We start from the raw sequence: 11,834 nt of genomic DNA on the forward strand, positions 1-11,834 counted from the left end.
TCAGGCCGCGTTCATCGGTTCCCGCGCGGCGGGCGGCAGGTCCACCGGATCGCCGAGCGGCCAGCGGGACGGGTCCGTTCCAAGGCCGGTGAGCTCGTCGATCTGCAGCTTCGCCCACGGCGAGATCTCCGCGGTCCCCCCGGCCACATCCGCGGTCAGCTGCGCCCACGAGACCCAGCGCACCTCTTCCACCTCAGCCGGATTCGGGTGCGCGGTGACCTCGGTGATCGCCCGGAACACCGGGCACATCTCGTTCTCCACCACGCCGTTGCCCATCACCGCGCGGTAGCGGAAGCCGGGCAGCACCAGTTCGACATCGGCCAACTCGATGCCGAGCTCATCGGAAAGCCTGCGCAGCACCGCGTCCCGCGGCGTCTCCGCCGGACCGGGATGGCCGCAGCAGGTGTTCGTCCACACGCCCGGCCAAGTCGGCTTGCTCAGCGCCCGCCGGGTCAGCAGCAGCTCGCCGCGCGGGTTGAACAGGTAGCAGGAGAAGGCCAGGTGCAGCGGTGTTTCCTCGTGGTGCACGGTGGCCTTGTCGGTGGTGCCCACGGCTCGCCCGTCCTCGTCGAGCAGAACCACTCGCTCCATCGCTTTCCTCCCTGTCTGCGGTGCCGTCGTGCCCGGTGCGAGCACCCCTCCACCCTGGCCGAGCCGAGCGCGCCGCTGGAGTCGCACGACCGAGTGGTTCGGGGCCGTGCCGCCGCGCGACGGAGTTACCGGCCGGCGCCGATCAGTCCATTATGGACAGAGCCGGTGCCGGTGCGGCCGCCTTCAGCAGCATCTCCTCGTACTCCGCCGCCGGATCCGAGCCGAGCACGATCGCGCCGCCCGCTCCGGTGCGCCATTTCCCGCCGCTGCGCACCAAAGTGCGGATGACGATGTTGAGGTCCGCGGCGCCGTTGAGGCTCAAGAAGCCCAGTGCGCCGGAGTAGACGCCGCGCGCCCGCTGCTCCACGTCGTCGATGAGTTCCATCGTGCGCCGCTTCGGCGCCCCGGTCATCGAACCGCCGGGGAAGCAGGCCCGCACGCAGTCCACCGCGTCCCGGCCGTCGTCGATCTCCCCGCGGACGGTGGAGACGAGCTGGTGCACCGTCTGGTAGCTCTGCACGTCCATCAGGACCGGGACGTGCACCGAACCCGGCCTGCACACCCGGCCGAGGTCGTTGCGCAGCAGGTCCACGATCATCAGGTTCTCCGCGCGGCACTTGGGATCCGCGGCGAGATCGGCGCGCAGCCGGGCGTCGGCTTCCGGGCTGTCCCCGCGCGGCGCGGTGCCCTTGATCGGCTTCGCCTCGGCCACGCCGCCGCTGACCTTCAAGAAGCGCTCCGGCGAGGAACAGGCCACCTCCACGTCGTCGAAGCGCAGGAAAGCCGAGTACGGCGCGGGATTCAGCGTCCGCAGCCGCCGGTAGGCCTCGAATCCACCGTCCACGGCCGCGAATTCCGCGCCGGTGGTCAGGCAGATCTCGTAGCTCTCCCCCGCCAGCAACGATTCCCGGCAGCACTCGACGGCGGCGAGGTAGCTCTCGCGGTCCGGTTCGACCGCGGACGTGCCGCGGTGCCCGGCCAGCGGATCCGGCGATGCCGGGAGCGTTCGCAGTTCACGGCCGGTCTCGTCCAGCCAGGCGGCGGCGCCGCGGGCGGTTTCCGCGCCGGTGCTCAGCGCCACCAGGTACGTCGCGTCCTGCTCGTGGTCCACGGCGACGAAACGGTCGGCGAACAGCCAGCGTGCGTCCGGAGTCTCGGCGCGGTGCCGGGCGTCACCGCCGCACTCGGCTTTGAGCTCGTAGCCGAAATAGCCCACGTAGCCGCCGACGAAATCGAACGGCAGCGGTGGCGCGGACACCTCCCGGCGCGCCAGCTGCGCGCGCAGCTCGTCGAACAGCGGCGGGGACTCGCCCACCCGGTGGCGCACCGTTTCCGCCAGCGGGCCGGAACCGTCGCCGAAGAACGAGAACCGCGCCATGCCCGGCTCGACCCTGGAGGAGTCCAGCCAGAACGCGGTTTCCGATGCGGCGAACAGCCGCGTGAACGCCGCATCGGCGTCGATGGCGCCGGGGAGTTCGCGGACGTGCGCGGTGTAGTGCAACGTGGCTGCGGTGCGGGCGGGCGCAGCGGCGTCGGTGTCGCTCGGTTTCACGGCTCCGGCGCGGTCCGCAGCCGCGGTGGTGCGAGCGGGAGTCGCGGCGCGGTTCGGATTGACCGAGCCGGCGTGGCCCGGGCCCGCGGTTCCGGCCCGCACGGCCTTGGTGCGCTGCGACGTTGCACTGGCGCCGGAGTGGCCGGAAGCCGCTTCGCCGACCGCCGGAGCTCGCGCGCCGGAAGATCCCGACGCCCCGCGACCGGCCGCCAGCGCGCGGAAGTTCTCGAGCAGCCTGCGCCCGAACTCCGTCTCGATCGACTCCGGGTGGAACTGCACACCCCAGCGCGGCAAGCGCTGGTGCCGCAGCGCCATCACCACGCCGTCCTCGGCGCGGGCGGTGACCGCCAACTCCGGCGGCAACGGCTCGGCCACGCACAGCGAGTGGTAGCGCACCGCGCCGAATCCGGACGGGATGCCCGCGAACAGCTCCTCCCCGCCGTGCTCGACCCGCGTGACATACCCGTGCCTGGCCTGCGGGGCGCGGACCACGCCGCCACCTTCGGCCACCGCGATCCCCTGGTGCCCCAGGCACACCCCCAGCACCGGCAGGTTCGTCTTCAGCAGCACGTCCCGGCACACCCCGAAGTCCCGCGCACGCCGCGGGTCACCGGCACCGGGCGAGATCACCACGGCCTCGTAGCGGTCCAGGTCCAGCTCACCGACTTCCGCGGCGTCGTGCGCCACCACGACCGGCTCCCGCCCGTTCACCTCGGCCAACAGGTGGCACAGGTTGAACGTGTAGGAGTCGTAGTTGTCGATCAGCAACGTGCGCACGAGGCCATGTTCCCAGCTCACCCGGCGCACCGGCCCCGCACAGCGGCCAACCCCACATCCGGCCGTCGCCGGCTCCGGCGAACCGAACGGCCGGGATCACGGAGGCGTCGAGCCGCCCCGCCGCGTCGATCTTCAGCTCCCTTCGTGGATCCCCTGGCAGCACCGGGGGACTACTTCTTTCGGCTGTCGCTGCCGGCCGGTGATCGGCGGCACACTGGGCGGAGTGACGGACGCGAAACCGATGTTGTTCGATGCCGACTACTGGCAGAACGCCCTGGAAGTGGAGCGGGAGCTGCGCGAGCGGGCCCCGGTGCACACCGCGTACGCCCGCTACGGCCTGCCGGTCTGGGTGATCAGCCGCTACGCCGACGCCCGCAAAGCACTGGCCGATCCGCGGCTGGCCAAGGACGCCGAGCAGCTGCGGGAGCGGATGCTGGACAAGCTCACCCCGCACGGCGTGGCGGAGATTCCCGAGATGGTCGGACGGGACATGCTCAACGCCGACCCGCCGGACCACACCCGGCTGCGCAAACTGCTCGCCCGCGACTTCACCTCCCGCCGCGTCGAGAACCTGCGCCCGCGGGTGCGCGAACTGATCGACGACCTGCTGCGCGACCTGCCCCGCGACGAGCCGGTGGACCTCATCGACCGGTTCGCCTTCCCGCTGCCGATCACGGTGATCTGCGAGCTCATGGGCGTGCCGGAGGCCGACCGCGGCCCGCTGCGCGGATGGACCGGCGCCTTGATGGACCCGCAGAGCGAGGAACAGCCCCGGATCGCTTCCCGCGAGATGGCGGAGTACTTCACCGGCCTGATCGAGGACAAGCGCGCCGCGCCCGCCGACGATCTGCTGTCCGCGCTGACCATCGCCTCCGACGACGGCGACCGGCTCAGCGCAGGCGAACTGCTCAGCACCGCGTTCCTGCTGATCGTCGCCGGGCACGAGACCACGGTGAACCTGATCGGCAACGGCACGCGGGCGCTGCTGCAGGAACCGCAGCGCTGGGCGGCGCTGGGCGCGCAGCCGGACCAGGTGCCGGGCGCGGTCGAGGAACTGCTGCGTTTCGACGGGCCGCTGCGCACCAGCACGCGGCGGTTCACGACGGAACCGGTGACGATCGGCGACGTGACCATCCCGGCGGGCGAGATCGTGCTGATCAACATCACTTCGGCGAACCGGGACGCGGCGCGCTTCGAGCGGCCCGACGAGCTGGAACTGGAGCGCGGGCAGACCGGGCACCTCACGTTCGGCTACGGCATCCACCACTGCCTCGGGGCGCCGCTGGCGCGGCTGGAAGGCGCCGAAGCGTTCGCCGCGCTCACCAGCCGGTTCCCGGACGCGCGGCTGGCCGTGCCCGACGACGAGCTGCGCAGGGGCACCAGCACGCTCATGAACGGCTTCCGCGAACTGCCGCTGCTGCTGGGCTGAACGGCCGGACTCCGGCCGTCGCAGCCCGGGCCGGCGGCCGGAGCCGGCGGCGTTTGGACAGCCGCGCAGCCGGGGCGGACCATCTGCGGCGATGCCCGAAGTGACCGTGCGGGTAGCCGCCGAGCTGCGGTTCTTCCTGCCGTCCAAGCGCCGCGCCCACTGCGTGCGCAGCACGCACGACGGCACCGCCAGCACCGGGCACGTCGTGCGATCGCTCGGCGTGCCGCTGACCGAGACCGGCGAGCTGCGGGTGGACGGCGAACCGGTCCCGGCCGCGCACCGCCCGGCAGCGGGCTCGGTCATCGACGTCCCGCCGGTGCCGCGGCCGCAGCCCGCTCCGCCGCGGTTCCAGCTCGACGTGCACTTCGGCAAGCTCGCGCGGCGGATGCGGCTGCTGGGCATCGACACCGGCTACCGAAACGACGCGGCCGACGACGAGCTGATCGCCGAAGCGGCCCGGGACGACCGCGTGCTGCTCACCCAGGACCGCGGCATCCTGCACCGCCGGGCGGTGCGCATCGGGGCGTTCGTGCGCGGCAGCGATCCGGACGACCAGCTCGCCGACGTGCTCGACCGGTTCGCACCACCGCTGGCACCGTGGACGCGCTGCACCGCGTGCAACGGCGTGCTGCGCGCGGTGCCCAAGACGTCGGTCACCGGCGAGATCCAGCCGGGCACCCGGCGCAACTACGACCGCTACGCCCGCTGCCCCGACTGCGGCCGGGTGTACTGGCGCGGCGCCCACTCGCGCCGCATCGAGAAGATGATCCGCGCGGCCGTTCCCGGCCGGTGAGAGCAGCCCGATTCGGCAAGCCTCGCCGAATCGGGCGAAGCGGAGCTACGAGGGCCGAGTAGGCTGCGCTGGCAGCATGATCGAACGCCGCATGATCGACAGCAGTGTGCTCGAACCGAGGATCGAACGCGGGACAGGACGGACCGGGAGATGACGCAGCCGGGAAGCGGACCGGACGGCGCACCGCCCACCGCAGGACCGCGCATCCTGGTGGTGGACGACGACCCCACGGTCGTCGAGGTGATCACCGGATACCTGCACCGGGCGGGCCACACCACGGTCGTCGCCTCCGACGGCGGCATCGGCCTGCAGCTGGCGCACCAGCTCGGGCCCGATCTGATCGTGCTGGACCTGGGGCTTCCCGGCATCGGCGGGATCGAGTTCTGCCGCAGGCTGCGCGGCAGCAGCAGCACCCCCGTGATCATGCTGACGGCGCTGGGCGAGGAGGAGGACCGGCTGCGCGGCCTGGAAGCGGGCGCCGACGACTACCTCACCAAGCCGTTCAGCCCGCGCGAGCTGGTGATGCGCGTGCAGTCGGTGCTGCGCCGCACCATGGCGATGCCGCCGCAGCAGGCCGCGGCACCGCGCCGGGCGGGCGACCTGGTGGTGGACCAGAACGCCCGCGTGGTCACCAAGGCGGGCCGCGAGCTGACGCTGACGAACAAGGAATTCGAGCTGCTGGCGTACCTGATCGACCACCCCGGCCAGGTGTTCCGCCGCGACGAGCTGATGCGCGAGGTGTGGTCGCACGACATCGGCGACGCCTCCACCGTCACCGTCCACGTGCGGCGGCTGCGGGAGAAGATCGAGGACAACCCGTCGCGCCCGCTGGTGCTGGTGACCGTCTGGGGCGTCGGCTACCGGTTCGACCCGCCCGCCGAGGCGCGATGAACGCCTGGCAGACCGCCCTGATCGTGCTGATCTCGCTGTGCGAATCGGCGGGCATCGGGCTGATCGGCATGGTCGTGCTGCGGCTGCTGCGGCGCTACTCGCTCGGGGTATCGCTGATCGCGGTCGTGGTGATCACGGTGCTGGCGATGAACACCAGCCTGCTGACCATGATGCTGGCGACCCGCTCGGCGCAGCTGCCCGCCGGGGTGGACCTGCTCGCCAGCTGCGTGGCCGGTGCGGTCTCCATCGGGATCGGCCTGATGCTGGGCCGGTCGGTGATGGCGGGCAGCGCCCGGCTGGCCAGCGCCACCCGCGAGTTCGGCACCGCGCAGCAGTTCCGGCCGCCGGAGGACCCGCCGACCGCGGAACTGGCCGAACTGGCCAGGGAACTGCGCATCACCAGCGACAAGCTCGCCGAGTCGCGGCGGCGCGAGCAGACCGCCGAGGCGTCCCGCAGGCGGCTCGTCGCGTGGATCTCGCACGACCTGCGCAGCCCGCTCGCGCGGATGCGGGCCATGACCGAGTCGGTGCAGGACGGGGTCGCCACCGACCTGCCGCGCTACGTCGCCCAGATCCGGGCGGACGCGGACCGGCTGGCCGAGATGGTGGACGACCTGTTCGAGCTCTCCCGCATCCAGGCGGGCACGCTGCCGCTGCAACCGCAGCGGCTCGCGCTGGACGACCTGATCAGCGACGTGGTGGCCGGGCAGGAGGTGCTCGCCGGGCAGCGCAACGTGACGCTGCGGCCCGCGCGGATCGACCAGGTGACCGTCTCGGTGGACGAGCGCACGATGAGCCGCGCGTTCAACAACCTGCTGAACAACGCGATGCACTACAGCCCGGAGGGCACCACCGTCTCGCTCGACGTGCGGGCGGACGGCGGCTGGGCGACGGTCTCGGTCGCCGACGAGTGCGGTGGCATTCCGCCGGAGAACCTGGGTTCGGTGTTCGACATGGGCTGGCGCGGCAACTCGGCGCGCCGCTCCGGCAACAACAAGGGCGGCGGCCTGGGGCTGGCGATCGTGCAGGGCGTCGTGCAGGCGCACCGGGGACGGGTGTCGGTGCACAACGTCCCCGGCGGCTGCTGCTTCCAGGTTCAGCTCCCGCTGGTGACCGCCTGACCGCTTCGAGCGGCCTTCGACTGATCTCGCCGCGCGGGCAGGCGTGCGGCTTCCGCATGTGCCGCAGGAAACGATGACCGGCGCGCAGGCGCACTGTTACGATCAAGGTACGTCGCGTACCAGCGATCAGCAGGCACAAGACGAAGACCAGGCGGTGGCACTCGCGCGGACGGCGAGGTTCTCGCCGGGCAGATTCCCGCTCCCGGTAACGTGTCGCACAGCTAAGTCGCAGAGTGGGGGTGGCCCGGTGCCGTCGTTCTCCGCGCCCGATGAGGAGCCAGGGGGCCGATCCGCTGGGCGTGCCGAACAGCCCGCCGACCGGCCGGACTGGTCGAACGACCACACCATGCCCATCCGCCGACCCCGGCAGGGCCGCTGGAGCGACCGGAAACTCCTGGTGCTGGCCTGCGTCAGCGGGCTGGTGCTGATCCTGCTGCCGCCGCTGCTGTTCACCGTCCTGCGCCCGCTGGGATCTTCCTTACCCGGCAGCGGGTCGCCCGGTGTCCCCGCCGGCGGTCCGGCCGAACCGCCGATGCCGCCCGCGCAGCTGTCCGAACCGATGCCCGCCGCGCCGGCGAACCTGGACAGCACGAACCGGCTGGTGGTGCTGGCCCGCGGCTGGAACGGCGAGGTCCAGCGCACCTTCCAGCGCGAACCCGGGAGTCAACCGGTCGACTGGCACCCCGCGGACACGCCACCGGGCCGCAAGATCGTCGGTCAACCGGTGCTCGCCAAGAGCGCGGACGGCAAGATGTCCGGCTTCGCGATCAGCACGGACGGCCGCCCGCTGTTCGCGGACGACATCTCGTCGACCGCGGCGCACCTGCCGGAATGGCGGGAGCTGCCCGGTCAGCGGCTGCAGGGCACTCCCGCCGCGATGCAGGCCCAGGACGGCAGGTTCGTCGTGTTCGCCAGGGACGTCGACGGGGCGCTCTGGGAGACGCACCAGCTCGCGCCCGCCGGTGCGGATTGGAGCAAGTCGCAGCGGTTGGACTTGCCGCCCGTGCAGGGCGATCCGGTGGTTTTCCGGGACATCCACGACAAGCTGCGGGTGTTCGCCCTCGGGGAGGGCGGTGCGGTGCACACGCTGACCGAGACCGGACCCGACACCTATGCCGGCGACCGGCTCCCGGGGGCGGTCGCCGGATCCTCGCCCGCGGTGGCCTGCGACGGCCAGGGGCGGCTGCAAGTGTTCACCGTCGGCATCGACGGGGCGTTGTGGCACACCAACGAAACCGGCCCCGCCTCCGGCGAGTGGGTCGACTGGCGCCCGCTCGGCGGGAAGGGGCAGTTCACCGGCGAACCGCTCGTCGCCGCGGACCCGCACAACACGGTGGGCGTTTACGCCATCAACAAGGCGGACGGGTCGCTGATGCACAGCTTCCAGGTCGGTATGGCGAAAGAAGGCTGGGCGGAGCCGTTCACGCTGCTCGGCAGCCTCACCCAGCTGGAAGCCGTGGCGCCGGACGTCAACGGGCACATGGTGGTGTTCGGCATCGGCATCAACGGTGCGATGGAGCAGAACTACCAGACCAAGCGCGCGGGAGGCCCGTGGAAGGGCTGGATGCACAGCTTCGGCGGCACGTTCCCGCAGGAGCAGTCGAGCTCTCCCTGAGCGTCCGAAGTGGACGGATGGTCCGGAGCGGCCGGGTCGTCCGGAGCAGTCGAGTCGTCCGGAGCGCTCGGGTTGTCCGGCGCGGCCGGATCGCCCGGGGCGCCCGGCACGGCCGGATCGCCCGGAGCAGCCAGGTCGCCCGGAACGGCCGGGTGATCCGGAACGGCCGGGTGATCCGGAGCGCTCGGGTGATCCGGAGTTGTCGCGTCATCCGGAGCGGTCGGGGCCGCTAAGCGGGACGCGGACCTCGAAGCAGCATCCGCCGCCGCTGTTGCGCACCGCGATCTCCCCGCGCTGCGCCACGACGAGCCCGTGCGCGATCGCGAGCCCGAGCCCGCCGCCCTCGTCCTCGCGGACCTGCCCGCCGCGCCAGCCCACCTCGAACACCGAATCCAGGTCCTGCTCGGGGATCCCGCCGCATTCGTCGCTGATCGACACGACCGCCCACCGCTGCCCGGCGGAGCCACCGCTCTCGCGCCAGGTGTCGATCGAGACCGCTGCGCCGCCGTGCCGGATCGCGTTGGTGAGCAGCTCACGCATCACCCGCGCCATCGCCTTGTGATCGACCACCGCCACCACCGGCTCCATCCGGCCTGCCGAGAGCTGCACGCCGCCTTCGGCCGCGGCATCGCCGAGTTCGGCCACGGCGTCGCTGACGAAATCGTCCAGCGCCGCGTCCGCCGGGGTCAGCGTCACCGCGCCCGCCTGGATGCGGGAGAGCTCGAACAGGTCGTCCACCAGGGTGGTCAGCCGCCGCACCTCGTTCTGCACCTGCCCCAAGTACCGGGATCGGTCGACGAGCACGCCTTCCTGCGCGGACTCCGCGATCGCCCGCAGCCGCGCCAGCGGGGTGCGCAGGTCGTGCGCGAACCAGCTGACCAGCTGGCGCCGGGAGTCTTCCGCGGCGCGCCGGTGCTGCCTGGCCTCGGCGAGTTCCGCGTTGGCCGCGACCAGCTGCCGGGCCAGCGCGGAGGTCCGCCCGTCGCAACCGCGGGCATCGGGTCCGCGCAGCACCGAGCGGCCGAGCAGCAGCCCGATGCCGGTCGAGACCACGCCGGACGCGCACACCACCAGCACCGCGACCTGCGCGTCGGGTGCGGGACGCGCCATCAGCAAGGCCGCGACGATGCTCACGATCAACGCGGCAACGGTCGTGCCCAGCACGGCGGCCAGCTGGTGCTCGACCCGGCGGCCGCGCAGCGACCGCAGCACCGCGGCGCCGAGCAGCCCGACCCCGCTCGACTCGCAAGCGGCGATCAGCACGGCCTGCAACGGAGAGCAGTTCATGACAGCGCCGCACGGGTCGGATCTTCCGGAATGAACGGACCGATCGCCCAATCTATTCGGACGAACAGTCCGTTCACTCCGGTCGAACTGCGCGGATTGCTCGGCGCACCCCGCGGTAAGCCCGCGCTGTACCGAGCCCGGCGGCCGCTCCCGTCGCGCGAGCATTCGCGCGGAAGGGCTCGTCGCCGCTGAGTCGGCGTGGCGATGCTGCCCGGCTGCGTCACGTTGTTCCTCGCAAAGCTTGCGGTTGTTCCTCGCCGCCGCGGACGGTGCGCGCGCAGCCGGGTCGCCTCGGACGTCGAAGTCCGGGCTGGGTCATACCGCGCGATCGGTCACCGGGGCGCCTGCGCGCCCGTGCAGGTTCGCCGCCACCAGCTCGACCCGGCTGCGGCAGCCGGTCTTGGCGAAGAGCCTGGTCAGGTGGGCTTCGACGGTCTTCTCGCTGACCCCGAACTCGCTGGCGATGCGGCGGTTGGTGCAGCCGCTGCCGATCAGTTCGACCATCCGCACCTCGATGGCAGACCATCCCCGTTCCGGCCGGTCCCGTCCCGGCCAGCCCCGTTCGGGCCGCACGGCTTCGCCCGCCGTGCACCGCGACCGCGTGGGCACGCGCGGCTGCATCGGGCGCACCACGGTGCCGACGCGCATCCGCCGGACCACGGCCGGCTCCTCAGCCGCGGCGGTCGCCGCGAGCGCGGGGCACAGGCAGCCGAACCGGCCCCACTCGTCACCGACCAGCGCGCCCAGCGCCACCAGCTGGTCGACCAGCCTGCCGCACTCCCCGGCGTCCTCGCGCAGTGCGGCTGCCACCTGCGGCAGTTCGTCCACGTCGAGCACGCCGAGCACGCCGGCCGCGGCCAGCAGCTTGCTCGCGAGGCGGCCGAGCGGGCGGATCCGCTGCAGCAGCTCGTGCTCCGGCGGCAGCAGCACGGGCATCGCGGCGTCGGCCAGCCGCAACCCGTCGCCGGAGGGCACCAGGCGGCCGCTCGCGCGCAGCATCCGGGCGGCACCGAGCGCAGCGCCGGGATTGCCGTACAGCGGCCCCAACGCCTCCTGCAACGCCCGGTGCACGTCCTCGTGCAGATCGCCGCCCACCGCGGTCCTGGTCTGCTCGGCGCTCAGCGGTTCGAGGTCGATCACCTCGTCGGCCAGCGCAGCCAGTTCCGCCGCCATCGGGACGGACGCGGCGTCGTCGCGCACCGCGGCGACCACCGCGCAACCGGCCCGGCGAGCCGCGATCAGCAACGGCGCCGGATCGATGATCTCCAGCGCGTCGTCGACGAGCACTCCCGGCGCGCCTGCCTGGGAGAACACCTTGGTCAGCTCCCCGATCACGGTGGAGACCGGCGATTCCGGGCGGGCGCGCAGCCGCGCCAGCGCGTCGACCGCGTCGACCAGCCCCCGGCGCCCGAACCGGTCGAAGTCCTCGCGCAGCGCGTCCAGCACCACGTCCAGGCCGCGCGCGTCGGTGGCCGCACGGCCGTCCACCCACACCCGCTGCTGCTCGGCCCGCCGCGGGCGGACCAGCGCGTCCATCAGCCGGGTCTTGCCGATCCCGGCGGGCCCGCGCAGCAGCACCAGCCGCCCGTGGCATCGGGTGGCCGTGCCTTGCCAAGCCCCGTCCCGCCAAGCAGCGCGCAGAGCCGCCAGCGCACTGCTCCTACCTGCGATCTGTTCCCGACCCATAGCCGTCCGTTCCCGTTCCGGGCAGCGCCCGCGTGTTCGCTGCGATGGCCCGGACCCTACGGGCGCAAACGGCGGAATCGGGGCCCGCCAAG

At 72.6% G+C, this 11,834-nt stretch carries 9 protein-coding genes; 5 read left to right on the plus strand and 4 right to left on the minus strand.

Annotation, left to right across the window (positions count from 1 at the left end; all coding sequences use genetic code 11):
• Nucleotides 1-591, minus strand: a complete 591-nt coding sequence (gene idi, locus V1457_RS03630) for an isopentenyl-diphosphate Delta-isomerase (RefSeq protein WP_200068544.1) — start codon at nt 589-591, stop codon at nt 1-3.
• 142 nt (nt 592-733) lie between these two features.
• Nucleotides 734-2,941, minus strand: a complete 2,208-nt coding sequence (pabB, locus tag V1457_RS03635; RefSeq protein WP_338600194.1) for an aminodeoxychorismate synthase component I — start codon at nt 2,939-2,941, stop codon at nt 734-736.
• A gap of 202 nt (nt 2,942-3,143) precedes the next feature.
• Between pabB and V1457_RS03640 the strand changes: the two genes are divergently transcribed.
• The 5 genes from V1457_RS03640 to V1457_RS03660 all read left to right on the plus strand — a co-directional run bounded on the left by V1457_RS03640 (nt 3,144) and on the right by V1457_RS03660 (nt 8,769).
• Nucleotides 3,144-4,349, plus strand: coding sequence for a cytochrome P450 (locus V1457_RS03640; RefSeq protein WP_338600197.1), 1,206 nt, complete (start codon nt 3,144-3,146; stop codon nt 4,347-4,349).
• 91 nt (nt 4,350-4,440) lie between these two features.
• A complete protein-coding gene (locus V1457_RS03645; RefSeq protein WP_200068543.1) occupies nt 4,441-5,142 on the plus strand; it encodes a Mut7-C RNAse domain-containing protein in 702 nt (233 codons plus the stop codon).
• Between the two features lie 150 nt (nt 5,143-5,292).
• Nucleotides 5,293-6,033, plus strand: coding sequence for a response regulator transcription factor (locus V1457_RS03650; RefSeq protein ID WP_338600202.1), 741 nt, complete (start codon nt 5,293-5,295; stop codon nt 6,031-6,033).
• On the plus strand, nt 6,030-7,154 hold the full coding sequence (locus V1457_RS03655; RefSeq protein ID WP_338600205.1) for a HAMP domain-containing sensor histidine kinase: 1,125 nt from the start codon (nt 6,030-6,032) through the stop codon (nt 7,152-7,154). Before V1457_RS03650 ends, V1457_RS03655 begins: the two co-directional genes overlap by 4 nt.
• A gap of 247 nt (nt 7,155-7,401) precedes the next feature.
• Complete coding sequence (locus tag V1457_RS03660; protein WP_338600208.1) at nt 7,402-8,769, plus strand: hypothetical protein; 1,368 nt, start codon at nt 7,402-7,404, stop codon at nt 8,767-8,769.
• A gap of 207 nt (nt 8,770-8,976) precedes the next feature.
• On the opposite strand, the gene V1457_RS03665 is transcribed toward V1457_RS03660, so the two are convergent.
• Both V1457_RS03665 and V1457_RS03670 read right to left on the minus strand, forming a co-directional pair.
• Nucleotides 8,977-10,056, minus strand: a complete 1,080-nt coding sequence (locus V1457_RS03665; RefSeq protein WP_338600211.1) for a HAMP domain-containing sensor histidine kinase — start codon at nt 10,054-10,056, stop codon at nt 8,977-8,979.
• A gap of 315 nt (nt 10,057-10,371) precedes the next feature.
• A complete protein-coding gene (locus V1457_RS03670; RefSeq protein WP_338600214.1) occupies nt 10,372-11,742 on the minus strand; it encodes a LuxR C-terminal-related transcriptional regulator in 1,371 nt (456 codons plus the stop codon).
• Nucleotides 11,743-11,834 lie beyond the last annotated feature (92 nt).

It is taken from the genome of Saccharopolyspora sp. SCSIO 74807 (assembly GCF_037023755.1).
GTDB lineage: Bacteria > Actinomycetota > Actinomycetes > Mycobacteriales > Pseudonocardiaceae > Saccharopolyspora_C > Saccharopolyspora_C galaxeae.

Coding starts and splice junctions, on each gene's coding strand:
- V1457_RS03670 (WP_338600214.1), bottom strand. CDS start 11,742: ATGGGTCGGGAACAGATCGCAGGTAGGAGCAGTGCGCTGGCGGCTCTG.
- V1457_RS03645 (WP_200068543.1), top strand. CDS start 4,441: ATGCCCGAAGTGACCGTGCGGGTAGCCGCCGAGCTGCGGTTCTTCCTG.
- V1457_RS03650 (WP_338600202.1), top strand. CDS start 5,293: ATGACGCAGCCGGGAAGCGGACCGGACGGCGCACCGCCCACCGCAGGA.
- V1457_RS03655 (WP_338600205.1), top strand. CDS start 6,030: ATGAACGCCTGGCAGACCGCCCTGATCGTGCTGATCTCGCTGTGCGAA.
- idi (WP_200068544.1), bottom strand. CDS start 591: ATGGAGCGAGTGGTTCTGCTCGACGAGGACGGGCGAGCCGTGGGCACC.
- V1457_RS03665 (WP_338600211.1), bottom strand. CDS start 10,056: ATGAACTGCTCTCCGTTGCAGGCCGTGCTGATCGCCGCTTGCGAGTCG.